A 20,568-nucleotide genomic window follows, 5' to 3' on the forward strand; every position below is an offset into this window, starting at 1 on the left:
CACCGCCGTCCATTCCCACCGTAGGAGCACCCATGACCTTCAACGCCGTGACCTCGCTACGCGAGTCCCGCCGTTCGCACCCCGACAAGCCCCTGCTCCACTTCGCCGATCACACCCTGACCTACGCCGACGTGGACACGATGTCCGGGCGCGTGGCCGGCGCCCTGCGTGGCCTCGGCTTGCCGCTCGGGGCCAAGGTGGCCGTCCAACTGCCCAACGTGCCGGAGTTTTTGTTCACGTACTACGGCATCCTCAAGGCCGGCCTGGTCATGGTCCCGCTGAACCCGCTTCTGAGCGAGGCGGAGACGGCGTTCCAGCTGACGGACTCCGGCGCCGGCCTGCTCGTCACCTTCGAGGGTTGCGCGACCCGGGCGATGGCCGGTGCGGCCCGTGCGGGTGTGGACGCCGTCTACGTGGTCAGCTTCCCGGACGCGGGGGTGGGTGAGCCGTGGCGCGCGGCGGGCGGCCGGGACTACGTGGAGCTGTGTGCCGCAGAGGACTCCGGAGAGATCGCGGCCACGAGCCCCGAGGACACGGCCGTCCTGCTCTACACCAGCGGGACCACCGGCCGACCCAAGGGAGCGGAGCTCACTCACTTCCAGCTCCACATGAACTGCACCGTGGCGGGCGAGGTGTTCGGCTTCCGGGCGGACGACGTGAGTCTCGCCGTACTGCCGCTCTTCCATGTCTTCGGCCTTTCGAGCGTGCTCAATATCGCGGTGCGCTTCGGCGGCACCGTCGTGCTGGTGCCGCGGTTCGAGACCACGGCGGTCCTCGATGCCGTCGAGCGTCACCGGTGCACCGTGTTCTCCGGTGTGCCGACGATGTACGTCGACTTGTCGCGCGCCGATGTAGCGGGCCGGGATCTGTCCTCGCTCCGGGTCGGCATCTCGGCCGGAGCGGCCATACCGGGCGAGGTGATCCAGGCCTTCGAGAAGAGAATCCCGACCGCGGTGGTGCTGGAGGGCTACGGTCTGTCCGAGACCGCCGGCACCGCGACCTTCAACGTCAGCGCCGAGCAGCGCAAGGTGCTCTCGATCGGCAAGCCGCTGTGGGGCGTGGAGACCCGGATCGTCGACCCGGCGGGCGTCGTGCTGCCGCCCGGTCCCGACCACATCGGCGAGATCACCATTCGCGGCCACAACGTCATGAAGGGCTACTACAAGCGGCCGGCGGAGACCGCCGAGACGCTGCGGGACGGCTGGCTCTACACCGGCGACCTGGGGTACCGCGACGACGACGGCTATCTGCATCTGGTCGACCGCAAGAAGGACCTCGTCATCCGGGGCGGGTACAACGTCTACCCGCGCGAGGTCGAAGAGGTCCTCTACGGCCATCCCGCCGTCGCCGAGGCCGCCGTCCTGGGACGGTCCGACGACCGGCTCGGAGAGGAAGTCGTCGCCTTCGTCAGTCTGGTTGCCGGAGCTGCCGCGGCCCCGGACGAGATCGTCGCCTACTGCCGGGACCGACTCGCCGCCTACAAGTACCCGCGCGAGGTCCGCGTCCTGGACGCCCTTCCGAAGGGGCCCACAGGAAAGATCCTCAAGAACGAGCTGCACATGCGTTGAGCGGCCGGGCGGCTCCGTCGCCGCTCGAATCACCCGCCTGATGATCACGATCGCCTCGTACTCACATACCCATGTACCGATGCACGGAAGGACCCTCATGACCACCACGTCCCAGAACCCGCCCGGGGTGGACCTCGCACAGCTGCGCGCCAGGCTCGACGCGGACCTGCCCGGCACCGTGAACGGCGCGTTGCGTGCCCGTCTCCTGGATGGGGGTAAGTCCAACCTCACCTACCTGGTCGACGACGGCAGCTCCCGGTGGGTGCTCCGTCGGCCTCCGCTCGGCCATGTCCTGGCCACGGCCCACGACATGAACCGCGAGTACCGTGTGATGGCGGCCCTGCGGCCGACCTGCGTCCCTGTGCCCGGGACGGTGACGCTCGTCGAGGACGACAGCGTCATCGGCGCACCCTTCTACCTGATGGAGTACGTGGAGGGCACCGTCCACCGAGACGCCGGCGTGCTTGCCGCACTGGGTACCGGACGGGTGCACGCGCTCGGCCTGCGTCTCGTGGACACCTTGGTCGACCTGCACGACGTCGCCCCGGACGCGGTCGGCCTCGGTGACTTCGGCCGTCCCGACGGCTTCCTCGAACGGCAGTTGCGTCGGTGGTCCGGGCAGTTGACGGCCTCCCACAGCCGGGACATTCCCGGCGTCGACGCCCTGCGTACCCAGTTGGAGCGAACTCTCCCGGAATCCCCGGCCCCCACCCTCGTCCACGGCGACTACCGCCTGGACAACGTGCTCGTCGACACCGACGACCGGATCGCGGCCGTCCTCGACTGGGAGCTGTCCACCCTCGGCGACCCCCTCACCGACCTCGGCCTCCTGGTGATGTACACCTCGTTGGCCCGCCGCCCCGACGTGGCCCTGCCGGGAACGGTGCTGGCCGAGGGGTTCCCGGAGGCGGACGAACTGGCCGCACGCTACGCCCAGGGATCCGGCCGCGACCTTTCACGCCTGAGCTGGTACGTCGGCCTGGCCGCCTTCAAGCTCGCCGTCGTCCTGGAGAGCATCCACTACCGCCACCAGCGTGGCGGCACCGTCGGCGACGGCTTCGACCGCGTCGGCGAACTCGTCGAGCCCTTCGTCCGGTTCGGCCTCGACGCGCTCAAGGAGGACTGATCGTGGACTTCTCGCATGACGCCCGCACCGAAGAGCTCCGGGAACAACTTCTGCTGTTCATGGACGAGTGCGTCCACCCTGCCGAGCCGGTACTGGAGGCCCAGCTCGCTGATCCCACACGACAGCCCTGGTCGATCCCGCCCATCGTGGCCGCCCTGCAGTCCGAAGCGAGGCGGCGCGGGCTGTGGAACCTCTTTCTCCCCGGAGAGCACGGCGCCGGCCTGACCAACCTCCAGTACGCTCCCCTCGCCGAGATCACGGGCCGATCCATCCAACTGGCCCCACCCGCCCTCAACTGCGCCGCTCCGGACACCGGCAACATGGAGCTGCTCGCCCAGTTCGGCAGCGAGGAGCAGCGCGAACGGTGGCTCAAGCCACTGCTCGCCGGCGAGGTTCGCTCGGCCTTCGCCATGACGGAGCCCGACGTGGCCTCGTCCGACGCCTCCAACATCACGACCCGGATCAACCGCGACGGCGACGAGTACGTCATCAACGGCCGCAAGTGGTACATCACGGGTGCGATGAACCCCGAGTGCCGCCTCCTCATCCTGATGGGCAAGACCGACCCGGCGGCCGCCCCACACCGTCAGCAGAGCATGCTCCTCGTGCCCCGGGACACCCCCGGTGTGACCGTGGTCCGCGGCATGAAGGTCTTCGGCTACGAGGACGACGACCACGGCGGCCACGCCGAGGTCCGCTTCGACGACGTGCGCGTGCCGACAGCCCAGCTCCTGGGCGAGGAAGGAGCCGGTTTCGCCATGGCCCAGGCCAGGCTCGGCCCGGGCCGTATCCACCACTGCATGCGCGCGATCGGCATCGCCGAACGCGCAGTGGAGCTGATGTGCCGCAGAGCGCTCGACCGTCATGCCTTCGGGGGGCCGCTCGCAGACCAAGAAGTGGTGCAGACCTGGATCGCAGACGCCCGCGTACGGATCGAACAGGCGCGACTTCTGGTGCTGAAGGCGGCCTGGCTCATGGACACCGTCGGAAACCGCGGCGCCCACACGGAGATCCAGGCCATCAAGATCGCCGTGCCGACCACCGTCCAGTGGATCCTCGACAAGGCCATCCAGACTCACGGCGCCGCCGGCGTGAGCCAGGACACCGTCCTGGCTTCCCTGTGGGCCGGCATACGGACCCTGCGCATGGCCGACGGCCCCGACGAGGTGCACAGGCGATCCCTGGCCCGACGCGAGCTGCGCCGTCACGAGGGCCTGCGCCGTCAGGATGCCGGATGACTTCCGACGTCCGGGCGTCCTCCCCGCCTGGCGGCGAGCTCGGCCGATCACCGAGGGCCGTCTCCGCGGCGGTTCGGTCACAAGAGGCAGAGACTGCCACGCGAGGCACTTGGGGTAGGCGGTAACGGCGGCGCGGATCAGATCTTCTCGGCCATCACACGTGGGTGGTCGCTGGTGAGCATGGTCATGTCCTCGACGTCGGACGTCAGGATGGTGACGCGGCCGGGGTGGGCGAGGGCGGTCGCGCAGAGCATGGCGTCGATGGCGTACTTGTGACCGTGCAGCCCGGCCGCGCGCAACAGGGTGGCGGCGGACTGGGCGAAGGCCTGGGTGGCCGGCTCGACCCGCAACCGGGACAGCGTCCATTTGAGGGCGGCGTCGTTCATCCGGGGGTGGATCACCTCGACGAGTACCGCGGCTGAGGTGATCACGGGCAGGTCGGCGTCGCGGGCGGCGGTGAGCCACTCGTGGACCTCGCGGTCGCGTTGCACGGCTTTGGCCAGGCCCTCGCTGTCCAGGATCAGGGCACCGCTCACGCGGCCGCACCGGCATCGGAGGAGGTGCCACCGGTGAGCTTCGCGCGCTTGGCGGCCACTGCCTCCGGATCGGCGGGGCCGTGGGTCTTGTCGAAGTCGGCGATCAGCTCGTCCAGGTTGTCGCGCTCGATCTGCCGCTGCGCGGCCTTCTCCAGATACGCGGAGACACCCCGCCTGCCGACCCGCTCACGGATCGCTTGCAAGGTGCCGGCCGTGAGGGAGACGGAGATACCGCTGGTGGGGCCGTCGCCGGGAGGGAAGTCGGTGTCTTCGTCAGCCATAACACGAGTATGGCATTCCGAATGCTATACAGCGAGATTCTCGGTGGTGCGGAGCCCTGAATGTTGCCCGGTCGCGCGTCAGGGATCGCACGTAACGCCCATCATGCACGTAACGCACATGATCTTGCGTCCGTTTTGCGTCGCGTGCCCCACCTGACCTGCGGTTTTCTTCAACCTGTTTTGGCTCTACATGTTTGCGATGACCCACCATGTCGAGTGCGTCGCGATCCTTGAGCCTGCCGATAAGGGTCGCTGACCTGCGGCTTTGCCGAGTGTGCATTATGTGCGTCACGTGCGTTACGGGCGTTACGGGCGATATCTTGACGCATATCTGACGCACGTGACGCACGTTTGACGCATGGACGGCGCGGATTCTGACGGGGCATCATGAAAGGTTCGGCGGGCTGCCAGGCGGAGCCTCGGCCGGATGACAGGGATCCCTCGAAGGGGCGGGATGCCGGCTGGCGAGGTGGCGGCCGGCCTCGCCCCGTCCCTCCCGGCTGTGACCGTCGGTGATGCGGGGGCGGGTGCCGGGCGGCTGCAGTCTCGGGCGCTGTAGGGGCTCCAGTGCCCGAGAAAGGGCCGGAGGTCGTCGGTCCGCGGTCGGCGGCTTGGCCCCGAAGCGTGCCCTCCTGCACGATCTCGGCGAGCTGGTCTTCGAGGGGGCGCGGCCTGGAGGTGTCGGCCCATTCGCTCGCCCGATCTGCCGCGTCAGAGGTTCGTCTCCCGCGATCTCCAACCTGTGCGTGCGGGACCGGAGCGCAGGACACCGTACCGGCGATGTCGCCGCGGGAAGGCGGTTCTTGCGTCGTCTGTGGCGGTGAAGGGCTAGAGAGCGGGGTCGGGGTGGGGCAGTCGTGATTCCAGAAGCTGCTCGGCTAGCTCGACCATGTGGTCGCCGGGGTCGGTGGTGCCCATGGCGGCTGCCAGGACTTGTGCACCGTCGAGGATGACCAGGAGCTTTGCAGCAGTGTCCTGGGGGTCGGCGTCACCGGCTTCACGTAGCTGCTCGCACAGCCACTCCTGCACTTCGGCCTTGTGCGTGACTGCTGCTGCGTGGGCGGGGTGGTCCTGCTCAGGGAACTCGCTGGTGATGTTGAGGGTGGCGCAGCCGCGGTAGCCGGGGAGGGCCATGTCCTGGCGGGTGAGGTCGAACAGCACCTTGATGCGTGCGCGGGCGTCGGGCGCGGCGGCGGCGGTCTCGCGCAGGTGCTGCCACCATTCCTTGTTCCGGGTGACGAGGTAGGCGGTGACCAGGTCGTCCTTGGTGGCGAACTGGCGGTAGAGGGTGGCGTTGGCCACCTTGGCGCTGCTGATCACCAGGTCCATGCCGACTGCGCGGACTCCGCGGGAGTAGAAGAGGTCACCTGCGACTTTCAGGATGTGCCGTCGCGTCTCCTCTGCGGGTCGTCGCGCCATGTGTCCTCCTCGGGTCGGGTCGTGAGACGAAGCCTCCTTCCAGTATGAGACAGAACGTTCTCTTCATCAAATGTCGATAGGAGGGCGGGTTCGTCGTGCGCGCGAATGACGGCGACGTCCATGGACGCCCTTGCGGTCCACCCCCGGTCGAACCTGTGCATGCGGCTGTTTGCGGCCGTGCCAGGGGATCGACGCGGATGCTCTGCCCAGGTGGGCGGCGATGTGGCAGTGGTCGAGGGTGCGGCCTCCCTTGCCGCGGAAGGGTACGGCGAGACGGACGGTGCTGCCCTGTGGGGACGTTGACGGTGTCGCGTCAGATCTCGGTAAGGGGGATGGGCCGTTCGATCAGTCCGGCATCGGTGGCGATGAGGCGGTCGGCGTTGAGGGTGCCGGTTCTCATCCGGGGCTTACCGGGGGCCGTGCGCTGGTCCAGTTCGGGTAGCTCGAGGAGTGGGGCCCGTCGGCGGGTGCTTCGGCGGAGGTGAGGGTGCCGCGGTGACCAGCGTTCAGCAGCGACGCGGCTTGAGCCGCGGTGTTTCAGGACCGGCTGGGCAGTGGTGTGGCCGCACGGCTGCGGCCGCGTAGCAGGTGGATGGCGCTTGCGGCGGCGGCGAGCAGGGCGATGAGGGCCGCTGCGACGAGGGCACGGCGGTAGCCGTGTGCCAGGGCGGCGAGTTCCGGGGCGGCCGGGGCTGCTAGGGGGGTGAGGACTGCGAGTCCGAGGGCGCCGCCGACCTGCCTGGAGGTGTTGATCAGCCCGCCTGCGATACCGGCGTGCCGGGGCTCGGCTCCGGCGACGCCCAGGGCGGTCAGGGGTACGAAGGCCAGGCCCAGGCCGGTGCCGATCAGCACTGAGGGGCCGAGCAGGTCGGGCAGGAACGCGCCGTCGACGGGGAGTCGGGCGAGCCAGAGCAGGCCGGCGGCGAGTACGAGCAGGCCGGGCAGGAGGGACTTCGACAGGCGTCCCGCGCCCCAGGAGGCGGCCATGAGAGCGGCCGCGAGAGGAAGTTGGGTCAGGCCTGCTTCGAGGGGCGAGTAGCCGAGCACCTTCTGCTGGTAGAGGGGGAGGAAGAAGAACGTGGCGACCCACACCGCCCCGAGCAGCAGCATCAGGATGTTGCCGGTGACGAGGGAACGGTTGCGCAGCAGTGCCGGGGGGGAGCAGGGGGTTCCTTGCGCGTCGCTCGATCGGCATGAGTGCCGAGAGCAGCAGCAGGCCGGCTGCCGGGAGGACGAAGTCGGGCAGCGGGGTCGCGCCCTTGGCGCCGAGTCCGTAGACGAGGAGGGTCAGGCCGGCGGTGACGGTGAGTGCGCCGGGCACGTCGAGTCCGGCCGTTCGCTTGCGCTCGCTGCGGGCCAGGAGGAAGGGAGTGGCCACGAGGCAGGGGAGGGCGGCGAGGGCGCTGACGGCGAAGATGGCCCACCACCCCAGGGTGCTGGTGAGCACCCCGCTGAGCAGGACTCCTGCGGCCCCGCCCGCTGCCGAGGACGCCCCCCAGATGCCCAGGGCCTTGCCGCGGCCGGGGCCCGGCGGCCGGTGGGCCAGCAGGATGGCCAGGCCCGCAGGAGAAAGCAGGGCCGCGCCGATTCCCTGGACCGCCCGGGCGGTGATGAGCGGCCCGGCGCCCGAGGGAATGCTCGCGGCCAGGGAGCCGATGGCGAAGACGAGGAGGCCGGACAGGAAGGCCGTGCGGTGTCCGAGGAGGTCGGTGAGGCGGCCGCCCAGGGGCAGCAGGGCTCCGAAGGCGATGAGGTAGGCGTTGACGACCCAGGCCAGACCGGCCGGCGTGAGGTTCAGGTCCTGGCCTATGTCGGGCAGGGCGACGTTCACGATGGAGGTGTTGAGCACGACGAGGAACTGCGCGCCGGCCAGGAGGGAGAGGAGGAGCCCTGGGCGGTGCGGGCGTGATGGGGAGACGGGGAAGGACATGATTGCCTTTCGCGATGCTGTCCGGGGCTGTTGCGGTCGCGCTGGAAGGCGGGCGATGTCCCGGTGTCGGCAGCAGGGTTGTCGCTGCGGTGAGCAGACAGCGCGCCGTGCCGAGGCTCGCCGCTGCGGGCTGCGGAGGGCTGGTCGGTTTCCGGGTTCGGGCGACCGGCGGCCGGGGTGGTGCGATGCGCGCTCCCTGCCGTTGCCGGCGCCTTCACCGGCGGCGGGGCACGGTAGCCGGCGGGGACTTGAAGCCGGACCTGTTGCTGCGGATGCCGTTCAGGAGCGCCGGTCGTTCGGCGTTCCGGGCGGGTTGCTCAGCTCGGACTGCTGCTTGAGGTTGTGCAGCCAGTGGTCCAGCGAGGCGTCCAGGGCTCCCTGGAGGTATTCGGTGTTGGCGTTGACGGGCTCGCCTGTCCAGGATTCCTCGGTGTGGACGTGGACTCCGTCCTCGACCTGGGTGAAGGTCCACACGTGGACGGCGGTGATGCCCTGGGCCGGTCCGCCCCAGACGATGCGGTGCTTGGGCTGCACCTGCTTCACCGTTGAGGTGATGTTCTCCAGCCCTTCGGTGGACCAGACCCACGAGGAACCCGGTCGCAGCTTTCCGGGGGTCTGCTTGATCGAGGAGCTGACGTTCGGCTGCCAGGCTGGCCAGTTCTCGACGTCGGTCTGGACGTGCCAGACCCGCTCCAGCGGGGCGTGGATGACGATGTCGTCCCGGGTGATGACCGGGGCCGCCTCATCGATGCCGATCGGTGCGGACCCTGCGTTTCCGATGGCCAGGGGCAGCGCGGCAAGGAGTGCGGTGACGGTGGTGAGCATGGCTTTTTCCTTTGGGTGATCTGGAGGATGGCCCCGACGAAAGTCGTGAGTGTGGTTATTCACTCACTAGCTGCGCAAGTGGTCGCACTTCAGTGGATGAGCGTGGGCTTCCTGTATGAAGAAGCTGGTTAGCGAGGAGCTTTGACTCCCTGTTGCCTCTCGATGATGTGAGTAGTCAACCACTCCTCTTCGTGGGCGTCAACTGCCTTGCCTAGGGGGTGTCTTCGAAATGATCACCGCTGGTGGATCATGGCGTGGTGATACGTCGCCATGAACTGTCGGATGCCGAGTGGGAGTTCGTCCGGCCATTGCTGCCCGAGTCGCTGCGGGGGCGGAAGCGGCTGGACGACCGCAGGGTCAGGTGGGCGGCGGACGGGACGTTCGACCGGATGCTGCGGACCGCGCAGGCGAAGGCGGACGCGGCGGGCGACATCGAGTGGCTGGTGTCGGTCGACTCCACGATCGTCCGCGCCCACCAGCACGCGGCCGGGGTTCGACAAAGGGGGCTCCGGGACCCGGCCCTCGGCCGGTCCAGAGGCGGCCTGACCAGCAAGATTCGCCTGGCCTGTGATGGGCGGGCCGTCCGCTCGCCTTCGCCCTGACGGGCGGCAACGCCAACGACTGCACCCGGTTCACCGCTGTGATGGAAGCGATCCGAGTGCCCCGGATCGGACCCGGGCGACCCCGGGTCCGGCCCGATCACGTCCTGGGTGACAAGGGCTACAGCTCGAAAGCGATCCGCGTCTGGCTCCGTCGCCACGGGATCTCGCACACGATTCCCGAGCGGGCCGACCAGGTCCGCAACCGGGCCCGGCGAGGCAGCCGAGGCGGCCGCCCGCCGGCCTTCGACCGCGAGGTCTACAAACACCGCAACGTCGTGGAACGCAGCTTCAACCGCTTGAAGCAGCGGCGGGGCATTGCCACCCGGTACGACAGGACCGCCCAGTCCTTCCTGCACATCGACGGCGAAGACCGGCTGGCGGGCGTCCGGCTGGCCTCCGGCAAATCTTGTCCCGGTGCGCAACCTGGTGGTCGCCCCTCGGTTCGTGGCGCGCGCCGGCTTCCTCGGCGGGCTGGGGCTCAGCGTTGTCGAGCATCCCTCGGGTACGGGTGAGCAGGTCCAGGCCGATCCCTCAGGGTTCACCGGCGTCGAAGGGGTGTGGGCCGCGGGCAATGTCTCGGATGTGTTCGCCGGTGTGCCGGTGGCTGCGGCAGCGGGTGCACGGTCCCGACGCCGGCGCGGGCGCCTGAAGCGTCCGTCAGCAGGTTGTGCGGGGCGGTCAGGTGGTGCGGACCTTGAGGTGGGCCCGCTCTCCCTGGTGTCCGAACAGCACGAGCAGTTCCACGGTCTGGTCGCCGTCCGCGCCGAGCCAGTGCGGCACATGCGTGTCGAATTCGGCCGCTTCCCCGGCTTTGAGGACCAGGGACTGATCGCCCAGGATCAGGCGTAGCCGCCCGGCCAGGACGTACAGCCACTCGAAGCCACCATGGGTGCGCAGCTCCGGCTCGCGTTCCGGCTCGCGTTCCGGCTTCGGCGGGATCAGCAGTTTGTGGGCCTGGACTCCACCGGGGTGGCTCAGCGGGACATACGTCATGCCGTTGCGGTTCACCGGGCGCAGGTGGATGCGTGGGTCGCCGGTACGTGGTGCGCCGACGAGCTGGTCCAGGGGGACGTCGTAGAGCTCGGCGAGCGGGAGCAGTAGTTCCAGGGTCGGCTTGCGCGACCCGCTCTCCAGGCGCGAGAGCGTGCTCTCGTTGACCCCGGTCTGTTCCGCCAGGTCGGCCAGCGTCAGGGATCTGCGGCGGCGCAGTTCCCGCAGCCGGGGTCCTACTGCTGACAGCACGTCGCGTCGTCTCTGCTCGTCCACGTATCCAGGTTGCCAAAACAGCATCCAGTTTTGCAACTGCAGCATGCTCAAGTGCATCGTCGTGGACACCGGACCGCACACGGAGCGGCCCCTGCCTCCCAACAACCACAGCCCAGCTCAGGGCCTTGAATTGGACAGTGATGACTGCATCGACCGATACGGCGGGCCGAAGCCCGGCGCTCGACCCGCGGCGCTGGCTGGCCCTGACGGTGATCTCGGTGGCGACGCTGACGGTGGTGCTCGATGCCTCCGTCATCAACATCGCCCTACCGAAGGCCCAGGCCGAGCTGGGCATCAGCGACGCGAACCGGCAGTGGGCGGTCACCGCCTACGCGCTGGCGTTCGGCGGTCTGCTGTTGCTGGGCGGGCGAGTCGTCGACTTCGTGGGCCGCAAGCGCAGCTTCATGATCGGTTTGGTCGGCTTCGCCGTCGCCTCCATGGTGGCCGGTGTCGCACCCGACGGCGCCACGCTGTTCGCGGGGCGCGCGCTCCAGGGCGTCTTCGCCGCGCTCCTCGCGCCGGCCGCCCTGTCGTTGATCGCGGTCACCTTCACCGACGGCCGCGAGCGGGCCAAGGCGTTCGGCGTCTACGGTGCGCTGCAGGGTGCGGGCGGTGCTGTCGGCCTGATTGCCGGCGGCGTGCTGACCGAGTACACGAACTGGCGGTGGTGCCTGTTCGTCAACGCCCCCATCGCCCTGGCCGCAGCCCTGGCCGCTATCCCGACCGTCCGCGAAAGCCGGGCGGAAGGCGAACGCCGCTATGACATTCCCGGGGCGGTGCTGGTCACTACCGGGCTGGTCGCTCTGGTCTGGGGTTTCACCCACGCCGCCGAAGAGGGCTGGTCCAGCGCACTGACCTGGATCCTGCTGGCCGCTGGCCTGATTCTTCTTGTTGCGTTCGTTGCCGTAGAGCGCCGTACCAGCCACCCGCTGCTTCCCCTGCGCGTCGTACTGGACCGTGACCGCGGCGGCGCGTTCTTGGCTTCCCTGCTCATCGGGGCGGGCATGTTCGGGCTCATGCTGTTCCTGACCTACTACCTGCAGGTCAACCTCGGCTACCGACCACTCCACGCCGGACTGGCCTTCCTCCCTTTCAGTGCCGGCATCATCGCCGCCGCCACGTTCGGCGCTCCCCTGGTGCCCAAGATCGGCCCCAAGCGGCTGATGGCGTCCGGCACCGCGGTCGCTCTGATCGGCACGCTGTGGCTGGTGATGGTCAAGGCCACCGGAGGTTACCTGCCGGTCGTGCTGCCCGGGATGATCCTCACCGGCCTCGGTCTGGGCGTCTTCTTCGTCGCCCTGCCGAACATTGCGCTGGCGGGCATCAACCCCTCCGACACCGGGGTGGCCAGCGCCACGATCAGTACCACCCAGCAGATCGGCGGCGCCATTGGTCCCGCACTGCTCAACACCCTCTACGTCTCCGCCCTCGCCGGCTTCTTCGCGGACCACGTGAAGCCCGTCCCCTGGGCAGTCCAACTGCATGGGTACGTGCACGGCTACCGCGTGGCGTTCATAGCCAGCGCTGTCGCGTTCGCTCTCGCGCTCGCCGCGATCACCCTGCTGATCAAGAAGCACGGCAGCAGCGATGTCCCCACCGACGCCCCTGTCCACGCCCCCTCCGAAAGAGAGTCCCTCATGATTGTCGGCAGTGACTCCGCAGCCTTCTGGGAGAACCACTACGTTCGCCTGTCCAACCAGTGGGGCACCCAGCCCAACGCTGTCCTCGAAGAACTCGTCACGACCCTCGCGCCCGCACCTGGAACCGCGCTGGACCTGGGCTGCGGACATGGGGGCGACGCCATCTGGCTCGCCACCCGAGGCTTCGACGTCACCGCCGTCGACGTCTCACCCACCGCCCTGCAGCGCGTGACCACCGGAGCCCGCGCTCGCGGCGTGGCCGAACGCGTGCACCCCGCCCGCCACGACCTTGCCCACGACTTTCCCGAAGGCCACTTCGACTTGGTCAACGCCAGCTACTTCCACACCCCCCTCGACATCGACCGCGGCAAGGTACTGCGCCGCGCCGCGGCGGCCGTCGCCCCCGGCGGACTACTGATCATCGTGGAGCACGCCTCCATCGCCCCCTGGTCCTGGCAAGCCGGCAAGGACGTGCACTTCCCCGGCCCGGAGGAGGTACGGGCCTCACTGGAGCTGGACGATTCCTGGACGGCCGAGCGCTGCCACGCTCCTGAACGCACCGCCACCGGACCAGGCGGACAGCAGGCCACCGTCACTGAAAACGTCATCGCTCTGCGCCGCGCATCCTGATGCGACAGCAGGCCCTGGTGGCGCCGCAACCAGCGGCGCCACCCAGGGCCTGCTCTCGTACGTTCGAAAAGCCCAGGCCCGGAGCGACCCGCCATCCCGGCTGAACAATCCCAGCACCTCGGCGACTTCGCCCGTGCCGCTCACCAGGCGATGAGGCATCCGCGTGTCGAACTCGGCGGCCTCACCGACGCCAAGGGCTGCCACGTCTCCTCGCCCACTGCCGGCCGCTCGACGGCACCCTGGCCATCCCGACACAGCGCAAGGCCCGCCGCGAGTACGAGAACCGCGTCAGCGCCCTCGGCCAGTGACCCGGCCGCCAACCCCCGCGGCGGCTGCCCTGATTCACTCTCTGAGCTGAGCTGAGCTGAGCTGAACTGAACCGCAGCCGCTTAGCGTTGGTTTTTCGGCGAGAACTGCGGGGACCCCTATCAGGCGTCCATCCCGCTCGCGCAGGCGTGGGGCGGCTCTGAAGCGGGCCCTGCTGCGCCGGCAGGGGATTCTGCGGCCCGGGCAGCTGTACCGCCCGGGCCGCTGACTGGGGGATGGCTGGGTTACGCGGTGCCGAGGGCCTTGCGCAAGGTGGCGACGGCCAGGTTGATGGCGGCTTCGGCGGCGTGGGTGTCGCGCAGGGCGTTGAGCATGACGAAGTCGTGGATGATGCCCTGGTAGCGCACGGCGGTGACCGGGACACCGGCCTGACGGAGCTTGTTCGCGTATGCCTCGCCCTCGTCGCGCAGCACGTCGGCCTCGCCGGTGATGACCAGAGCCGGGGGCAGGCCCCGCAGCTGGTCGGTGGTGGCGCGCAGCGGTGAGGCGGTGATCTCGGCTCGCTGGTTCTCGTCGGTGGTGTACTGGTCCCAGAACCACTGCATGGCGTCGCGGCGCAGGAAGTACCCCTCCGCGAACTGACGGTAGGACGGGGTGTCGAAGGCCGCGTCAGTGACCGGGTAGAACAGCACCTGCTGTACCAGCGGTACGTCGCCGCGCTCCTTGGCCATCAGGGTCAGCGCGGCTGACATGTTGCCGCCGACGGAGTCGCCGGCCACCGCGATCCGGGTGGCGTCCAGGCCGTTGGCCGCGCCCTCTCGGACGATCCACTGGGCGACGGCGTAGTTCTGCTCGATAGCGACCGGGTAGCGGGCCTCGGGGGACAGGTCGTACTCGGGGAAGACGACGGCCGCCCGGGCGCCGACGGCCAGTTCGCGCACCAGCCGGTCGTGTGTGTGGGCGTTGCCGAAGACCCAGCCGGCGCCGTGGATGTAGACGATCACCGGAAGCGTCCCTTCGGCGTCGGCAGGCCGGATGATGCGGGCCCGGACCGATCCGGTGGGGCCGCCCTGGACGGTCACCCACTCCTCGGCGATCTCCGGCTTGCTGATCTCACCGGACTGCACCTCGTCGACGGTCTTGCGGCCCTCGGCCGGACCGAGGTCGAAGAGGTACGGCGGGTTCGCAGTGGCCTCGGCGAAGGCGGCGGCGGCCGGCTCCAGCACCGGGCTGATGGTGGTCTCGGACATGGGGGACTCCTCGTGGGGCGTGTCGGCCGGTCGTCCGGCGGGTGATACGACAGAAAGGTAGCGCACGATTAAGTCGTGCACAACTTAATCGAGCCCAAAATGGTCGCGCGCGCCCAGAATGGTAGGGTGGAGTTCCGCTCATTCGACGTTAGGACCCGGGCATGGACCAGGCTGCGCGCCGCGCCGCAGAACAGGGCTCGCTGCTGCTCCAGGACCAGCTGTGCTTCGCCCTGTACGCCGCCACGCGGTCGGTCACCATGCGCTACCGGCCGCTGCTGGAGGAGCTGGGACTGACCTACCCGCAGTACCTGGTCATGCTGGCGCTGTGGGATCACGACTCGGTCTCCGTCCGCGAGCTGGGCACCGCGCTCCAGTTGGAGTCCAGCACCCTCTCCCCTCTGCTCAAGCGTCTGGAAGCCGGCGGCCTGATCTGCCGTGAGCGGCGCTCCGACGACGAACGCTCCATCGCGATAAGCCTCACCCAGGCCGGTGCGGATCTCCGCGAGAAGGCCCGCACCGTCCCTGTGGCCATCGGCGAGGCCATGGGCCTGACCCCCGAGCAGGACACCACTGCCAAACACCTGCTCCGCCTGCTCACCGCGAACGTCAACGGCAACTGACCCACTGGTCGCGGTGGCGTCGCGCTCTCCGTCCCCAGACCTGAGTCGCGATCTGATCGCCTGTCGGCCCGTAGGGGATCAGCGTCACGGCTTCACGGCCCAGCACGTCATCGCGGATGCCGACGGTGACGCCCGGTATCTCCACGAGCTGTTCGGTTGCCGTGAGACCGTACCCGCGCCGGTCGGCATGTACCGCGTGTTCCGAGCGCGGCCGGTTTCTTCCATGCCGCCGTCTTCGTCAGTGGGTCCGGTCCACGCCCGTCAGAGCAGCGGCTCGGTGATCGCGGCCAGGCGGCGCCGGTATTCGGCGTCGTAAGCCTCGGCTGCCGCCCGGGCTTCCTGAAGGCCGTCGAAGTACCGCCCGGTCACTCCGGCCAGCTCGGGAGCGTCGACCAGGCGCCGGGTAGCGGCCACCCCTTGCTCGAGTGAGTCGACGAAGTCCATGCCGGAGTTCTGGGACATGGTGGTCGGCATGAACGCCGCGGGGTGCAGGCTGTTGACGGTGACGCCGCTTCCGGAGAGTTCCTGGGCGAGGTCCAGGCTGTGGCAGATCAGCGCCAGCTTGGAACGGCAGTAGGCAGCGACGTCTGTGTAATCGCGAGTGAGTTGGAGATCGTCGAGGTCCACCGGCTGCTGTCCCATGGAGGCGACGTTGACGATGCGCGAGGGTGCGGCGCGGCGCAGCAGCGGCAGGAGTGCCCGGGAGAGTGCCACCGGGGCCAGGTAGTTGACGGCCAGGCGCAGTTCGTGGCCGTCCTTGGAGGTCAGCCGTTCGGTGCCCTCGACGTGGAAGCCGACGCCGGCGTTGTTGACGAGCACATCCAGCCGGTCGTGCGCAGCGGCGACCTCGGAGGCGAGGCGCCGGACTTCGTCCAGCGACGAGAAGTCCGCCTGGTAGGCCACGCCACCGGTGGCCTCCGCGACGCCGGCGAGCCGGGCCTTGTTGCGGCCGTGCAGCAGCAGCGTGTGCCGGCCGTCGGCGGCCAAGTCCTCCGCCAGGGCACGGCCGAGCCCGTCGGAGGCGCCAGTGATCAGGATCGTTGCCATGTGATTCACCTTTCGGGCGTGGGCGGCAGCCTGTGCCGCCCGCGCATGAGGGGATGGGGAGTAGGGGGCCTAGCGGGCCGTTCAGGTCGGGCAGGCACCCGGCTCGCTCGCGGCTTCGGGAGCGCCCGCCTGTCTGTGGTCGCCAGGGGGCGCGGCCATGCCGAAGCGTGCGAAGAGAGCGATCAAAGCGAACGCGGCGCCGGCGACGGTGAAGCACGTCGTGAAGCGGGAGTCGGCGGGCAGATGGCCCCGACCTGCCGTTGCGACGAGTGTGGCCACCAGGGCGCTGGCCACCGCGCTGCCCACCGAGCGGGCCACGGAATTGACACTGTTGGCCACTGCGGTCTGCTCCGGCGGCACCGCGGCCAGCAGGACAGCCGGCACCGCGGCGAAGCCGAACGCGATCGCGACGCCGACGAGCATGCCGGAGCCGAGGACCGCCGCACTGCTGCTGTGCCAGACCGCGAGCAACGCGAACCCGACGACACCCGTGACCGCACCCAGGGCGAGGGTTCGTCGCGGCCCGGTGCGACGCATCAGGGTGCCGGCCAGTTGTGCGGCCACCAAGGAGACCAGCGAGGACGGCAGCAGATACTGGAGTGAGGCGCCGAGGGCGGAGGCACCGAAGCCGTAGCCGGCGGACGGCGGGACCTGCACCAGTGCCGACACGAGGATGAACTGCGAGAACATCGCGAAACCCAGCAGCAGCCCCGCGAGGTTGGCGAAGAACACCGGCCTGCGGACGAGTACGCGCATGTCGACCAGGGGAGCCGGCACGGACTGCTCCACCCGTACCCAGATGGTTGCGGCTGCACCGCTTGCGGCCAGGCACCCCAGCGTCCAGCCGGAGGTCCAGCCCCACACGGTGCCCCGTGATATCGGGAGCAGCAGCAGGACGAGCGTGACGGTCAGTGCCGCGGCACCTCGCCAGTCCGTGTGTCCGCCGCTCGCCGCACTGGAGGCGGGAACGAATACCGCGATCGCCACCAGGCTCAGCACGGAAACGGCCGTCGCCAGCCACAAGACGCGGTGGTAGTCGGGTGCGTCCCCCCGGGTGAGGAGGCCCGCGCCTACCAGCGCCAGGCCGGTTCCGAATGCGAGGGTGCCGCTGACCGTCCCCATGGCCGCGGGGAGGTGTCGGGCGGGCAGTTGCTCGCGCAGCACCGCTTGCGCGAGCGGGAAGACGGCCGTTGACGCCCCCTGCAGGACCCGTCCCGCGATCAGCAGGGGCAGGCTGTCAGCGAGGGCGGCCAGCGCGGATCCCGCAACGGTGACGGACAGCACGCCGAGCAGGACGGGCCGCCTGCCGTATTGGTCTCCCATCCTGCCGAGCAGCGGTGTACAGACGGCGGCGGACAGCAGGGTGGCGGTGGTCAGCCAGCTGACGTCGGCTGCCGAGGCGTGCAGGTCCCGTTGGATGATGCCGAGGATCGGTACCAGCAGCGTCTGCATCATCGATACGACCATGGCGCCCAGCCCCAGGGCCGGGACGAGCCCCCGGCCGCCGCGCGGGCGCCGGCGGGGCGGGGAGTGACCGGGCCCGGGGTTCAGCCCATGATCTTGGAGCGGCGCTGTCATGAAGAGGCTTTTCTGTGTTGGGGAGTGCCCGGGCCGGCGGTTCAGCCGATGGTCTTGAGCAGAGCGTGGGCCAGCGATGCGGAGGAAGCGGGGTTCTGCCCGGTGTGCAGGCTGCGGTCCACGACCACGTACGGTGCCCAGGGCTCGGCCGCGGAATAGTCGGCGCCCAGGGCCACCACACGGTTCTGCAGCAGCCAGGGCAGCCCGTCGGCGAGACCGGTCTGCTGCTCCTCGGCCGCGCTGAAGCCGGTGAGCCGGTAGCCGGTGAAGGGCCAGGCACCGTCCTCCTCTTCGGTGGCGAGCAGTGCCGCGACACCGTGGCACACCAGGCCGAGCGGCGTGCCCGCGTCCAGCGTGGTGCGCAGCAGCCGGGCGGAGTCGGCGTTCTGCGCAAGGTCCTGCATCGGGCCGTGTCCGCCCACGTAGAAGACCGCCGCGTAACGGGAGGGATCGATGTCGGCCAGGTCGAGCGGTCGGCGAAGTTCGGCGGCGGCGTCCAGCGCGACCGCGACCGCGGCGGCACCCTCTGGGCCGCCATTGACCTCGGGCCGGATGCTGGCGGGGTCGACGGTGGGAGCGGCGCCGCCCGGCGTGGCGACAGACACCCGGTACCCGGCCTCGGTGAAGGCGCGGTAGGGCGCCAGGAATTCCTCGGCCCAGTAGCCGGTGGGGTGCTTGGTGCCGTCGGCCATCGTCAGATGGTCGGCGCCGGTGATCACCATGAGGATCTCAGACATGTCACATGTGCTTTCTCGAGGTCCCGGAGTGCCCGGGTGGGGAACGGGCCGCCGGTGGACCGGCGGCGGGACGTCAACGACACTAGGTCGCAGATCCATCAGAAAACCAATAGGGAAGCCGATATGACCCAACAGAAGTTCGATGGCTCCGAGGCTGGTCCCAACCCCCGCCCGACCGGCAAAGGGTCCCTGGACCTGGGACTGTTGCGGACCTTCTTGGCCGTGCACCGGGCCGGCTCGTTGACCACCGCAGCCCGGGAGCTGGGCATCTCGCAGCCCACCGTGAGCGCGCAGGTACAGGCCCTGGAGGCGCAACTGGGCCGCCAGCTCTTCGAGCGCCTGCCCAGGGGTGTGGCCCCGACAACGGTGGCCGATGCGCTGGCCGGAGAGATCGCCGCCCCGCTCGACGCGCTGGCCGCTGTCGCAGACCGGGGACGGCCTGGTGCGCAGGCGTTTTCCGAACCGGTGCATCTGGCCGGTCCCGCCGAGATGCTGGCGGTACGGGCACTGCCCGCCCTCGCCCCGCTGACGGTGGGCGGCATCCAGCTCCGTGTCACCACCGGCCTGGCCGACGAACTCCTCGACGGCCTTCAGGCCGGGCGTTTCGACCTGGTCCTGTCCGCCATACGCCCCCGGGGCCGCACCATGGCCGCGGTCCCGCTCATGGACGAGGAGTTCGTCCTCGTCGCGGCACCGGCCTGGGCCGGACGGATCGGACCGCTCACCTGCGACGACCCGGGGCCGCTCCGGGACGTCCCGCTCGTCGCGTACGCCGAGGACCTGCCGCTGCTGCGCCGGTACTGGCGCCACGTCTTCCGGGCGCGCCTGTCCGCGCGACCCGCCGTCGTCGTCCCGGACCTGCGCGGGGTGCGGTCTTCTGTCGCCGCCGGTTCGGGCGTGACGGTCCTGCCGCGCTACCTGTGCGAGGACGACCTCGCCTCGGGGGCGCTCGTCACACTGCTGTCCCCCGAGGACCCGCCCATCAACACCGGCTTCCTGGTCCAGCGGACAGGCGCCCTGCTCCGCCCTCCGGTCACGGCCGTACGGGAATGCCTCCTGCGCGCCGCGCAGTCATGGTGACCGCAGCCGGTTTCCACTCCCGCCATCGCGACCCTGACGACCCGCCCACTCGCCGGCCCAAGGCGACGTCTCCCAGCAAGAGCAGGCCCTGCGCGCGGTTTCCTGACTCAGGACACTAGTACTGGCCGCCGGTGGCGAAGAGCGTGTCGCCGGTGATCCACCGGGCGTCTTCGGACGCCAGGAAGGCTGCGACGGGGCCGATGTCCTCGGGAACGCCGATGCGGCCCAGAGGAATCTGGGCGACGAGCGCGCGTTCGGCGTCGGTGCCGATCAGACCGGTGGCCCGGACGCCTTCGGTGTCGGCGAGGCCTGCGGCGATGGCGTTGACGCGGATGCGCCGTGGTGCGAGTTCGACGCTCAGGGTGCGAGTGATGCCGAGCAGGGACGTCTTGGTCGCGGTGTACAGGGAGGCGTTGGGCTGGGCGAAGGACACGCCGACACTGGTGATGTTGATGACGCTGCCGCCGTCGGCCTCGCGCTGCCCGGCGAACTCCCGGGTCGCGAGCAGCGTGCCCAGGACATTGGTGTCGAAGTGGCGGTGGAACTCGGCCACGGTGATGGACTCCAGCGGTCCGAAGCGGAAGACCCCCGCGTTGTTGACGAGGATGTCGACGGGGCCGAACGCGTCACGGGTGGTGGCGAAAAGGGCGGAGACATCGTCAGGTCGGGCGACGTCCGCCTGGACGGCGATGGCACGGCCACCGGCCTTGCGGATCTTGTCGACGACGGCGTCGGCGGCTGCGGCGTCGTGGGCGTAGTTGACCGCCACTGCCGCTCCGGCGGCCGCCAGCCCGGCCGCGATGCCCGCACCGATGCCCTTGCCGGCTCCGGTAACGATGGCGACTCTTCCGTTGAGCTTGGTCATGTCTGACGCTCCTGTAGTCGGATGCGGTGTTGAACTGCCCTGGAGCGGCGGGTGGCAGCCGTT

Annotated in this window: 17 protein-coding genes and 2 pseudogenes; 7 read left to right on the forward strand and 12 right to left on the reverse strand. The window is 69.6% G+C overall.

Annotation, left to right across the window (positions count from 1 at the left end):
• Nucleotides 1–32 precede the first annotated feature (32 nt).
• From KV205_RS15650 to KV205_RS15660, 3 genes are all read left to right on the forward strand, one after another.
• Entirely contained in the window at nt 33–1,568 is a 1,536-nt protein-coding gene (locus KV205_RS15650) for a long-chain fatty acid--CoA ligase (RefSeq protein ID WP_265864965.1), read from the forward strand.
• A 97-nt stretch (nt 1,569–1,665) separates the two neighbouring features.
• Nucleotides 1,666–2,694 carry a phosphotransferase family protein gene (locus KV205_RS15655; RefSeq protein WP_265864966.1) on the forward strand — a complete coding sequence of 343 codons (1,029 nt, stop codon included), beginning with the start codon at nt 1,666–1,668 and terminating at the stop codon, nt 2,692–2,694.
• Nucleotides 2,695–2,696: 2 nt separating this feature from the next.
• Nucleotides 2,697–3,932 carry an acyl-CoA dehydrogenase family protein gene (locus KV205_RS15660; RefSeq protein ID WP_265864967.1) on the forward strand — a complete coding sequence of 412 codons (1,236 nt, stop codon included), beginning with the start codon at nt 2,697–2,699 and terminating at the stop codon, nt 3,930–3,932.
• 137 nt (nt 3,933–4,069) lie between these two features.
• Here KV205_RS15660 and KV205_RS15665 read toward each other — a convergent pair whose 3' ends face one another.
• The 6 genes and pseudogenes from KV205_RS15665 to KV205_RS15690 form a co-directional block, all read right to left on the reverse strand.
• Nucleotides 4,070–4,468 (reverse strand): PIN domain-containing protein, encoded by a 399-nt coding sequence (locus KV205_RS15665; RefSeq protein WP_265864968.1) that lies wholly within the window; start codon nt 4,466–4,468, stop codon nt 4,070–4,072.
• On the reverse strand, nt 4,465–4,749 hold the full coding sequence (locus tag KV205_RS15670) for a hypothetical protein (protein WP_265864969.1): 285 nt from the start codon (nt 4,747–4,749) through the stop codon (nt 4,465–4,467). Before KV205_RS15670 ends, KV205_RS15665 begins: the two co-directional genes overlap by 4 nt.
• Nucleotides 4,750–5,577: 828 nt before the next feature.
• Nucleotides 5,578–6,168 carry a TetR/AcrR family transcriptional regulator gene (locus tag KV205_RS15675; protein ID WP_265864970.1) on the reverse strand — a complete coding sequence of 197 codons (591 nt, stop codon included), beginning with the start codon at nt 6,166–6,168 and terminating at the stop codon, nt 5,578–5,580.
• A gap of 537 nt (nt 6,169–6,705) precedes the next feature.
• Nucleotides 6,706–7,317 carry an MFS transporter gene (locus KV205_RS15680; RefSeq protein WP_306806319.1) on the reverse strand — a complete coding sequence of 204 codons (612 nt, stop codon included), beginning with the start codon at nt 7,315–7,317 and terminating at the stop codon, nt 6,706–6,708.
• Nucleotides 7,318–7,540: 223 nt separating this feature from the next.
• A pseudogene (locus tag KV205_RS36540) lies at nt 7,541–8,098 on the reverse strand (MFS transporter); the annotation flags it as partial.
• 279 nt (nt 8,099–8,377) lie between these two features.
• Nucleotides 8,378–8,923, reverse strand: a complete 546-nt coding sequence (locus tag KV205_RS15690) for an SRPBCC family protein (RefSeq protein ID WP_265864972.1) — start codon at nt 8,921–8,923, stop codon at nt 8,378–8,380.
• A 260-nt stretch (nt 8,924–9,183) separates the two neighbouring features.
• Between KV205_RS15690 and KV205_RS15695 the strand changes: the two are divergent.
• A pseudogene (locus tag KV205_RS15695) lies at nt 9,184–9,917 on the forward strand (IS5 family transposase); the annotation flags it as partial.
• Between the two features lie 286 nt (nt 9,918–10,203).
• On the opposite strand, the gene KV205_RS15700 reads toward KV205_RS15695, so the two are convergent.
• Nucleotides 10,204–10,791 carry an XRE family transcriptional regulator gene (locus tag KV205_RS15700; protein WP_265864973.1) on the reverse strand — a complete coding sequence of 196 codons (588 nt, stop codon included), beginning with the start codon at nt 10,789–10,791 and terminating at the stop codon, nt 10,204–10,206.
• A 140-nt stretch (nt 10,792–10,931) separates the two neighbouring features.
• On the opposite strand from KV205_RS15700, the gene KV205_RS15705 reads away from it, so the two are divergent.
• Entirely contained in the window at nt 10,932–13,061 is a 2,130-nt protein-coding gene (locus tag KV205_RS15705; RefSeq protein ID WP_265864974.1) for an MFS transporter, read from the forward strand.
• Between the two features lie 551 nt (nt 13,062–13,612).
• Here the strand turns inward: KV205_RS15705 and KV205_RS15710 are convergent.
• Nucleotides 13,613–14,578, reverse strand: coding sequence for an alpha/beta hydrolase (locus tag KV205_RS15710; RefSeq protein WP_265864975.1), 966 nt, complete (start codon nt 14,576–14,578; stop codon nt 13,613–13,615).
• 161 nt (nt 14,579–14,739) lie between these two features.
• On the opposite strand from KV205_RS15710, the gene KV205_RS15715 reads away from it, so the two are divergent.
• Nucleotides 14,740–15,198 carry a MarR family winged helix-turn-helix transcriptional regulator gene (locus KV205_RS15715; RefSeq protein ID WP_265864976.1) on the forward strand — a complete coding sequence of 153 codons (459 nt, stop codon included), beginning with the start codon at nt 14,740–14,742 and terminating at the stop codon, nt 15,196–15,198.
• Between the two features lie 261 nt (nt 15,199–15,459).
• Here the strand turns inward: KV205_RS15715 and KV205_RS15720 are convergent, their stop codons facing one another.
• The 3 genes from KV205_RS15720 to KV205_RS15730 form a co-directional block, all read right to left on the reverse strand.
• Nucleotides 15,460–16,245 (reverse strand): SDR family NAD(P)-dependent oxidoreductase, encoded by a 786-nt coding sequence (locus tag KV205_RS15720; RefSeq protein ID WP_265864977.1) that lies wholly within the window; start codon nt 16,243–16,245, stop codon nt 15,460–15,462.
• Between the two features lie 81 nt (nt 16,246–16,326).
• The gene (locus KV205_RS15725) at nt 16,327–17,700 is read right to left on the reverse strand and encodes an MFS transporter (RefSeq protein ID WP_374214675.1); all 1,374 of its coding nucleotides are present in this window, start codon (nt 17,698–17,700) and stop codon (nt 16,327–16,329) included.
• Between the two features lie 164 nt (nt 17,701–17,864).
• The gene (locus KV205_RS15730; RefSeq protein WP_265864978.1) at nt 17,865–18,560 is read right to left on the reverse strand and encodes a type 1 glutamine amidotransferase domain-containing protein; all 696 of its coding nucleotides are present in this window, start codon (nt 18,558–18,560) and stop codon (nt 17,865–17,867) included.
• Between the two features lie 123 nt (nt 18,561–18,683).
• On the opposite strand from KV205_RS15730, the gene KV205_RS15735 reads away from it, so the two are divergent.
• Nucleotides 18,684–19,640, forward strand: a complete 957-nt coding sequence (locus KV205_RS15735; protein ID WP_265864979.1) for a LysR family transcriptional regulator — start codon at nt 18,684–18,686, stop codon at nt 19,638–19,640.
• 115 nt (nt 19,641–19,755) lie between these two features.
• On the opposite strand, the gene KV205_RS15740 is transcribed toward KV205_RS15735, so the two are convergent.
• Nucleotides 19,756–20,505: a glucose 1-dehydrogenase gene (locus tag KV205_RS15740; protein ID WP_265864980.1), complete on the reverse strand. Its 750-nt coding sequence runs from the start codon at nt 20,503–20,505 to the stop codon at nt 19,756–19,758.
• Between the last annotated feature and the right edge of the window lie 63 nt (nt 20,506–20,568).

Origin of the sequence: Streptomyces sp. SKN60, assembly GCF_026236535.1 — a bacterium.
GTDB lineage: Bacteria > Actinomycetota > Actinomycetes > Streptomycetales > Streptomycetaceae > Streptomyces.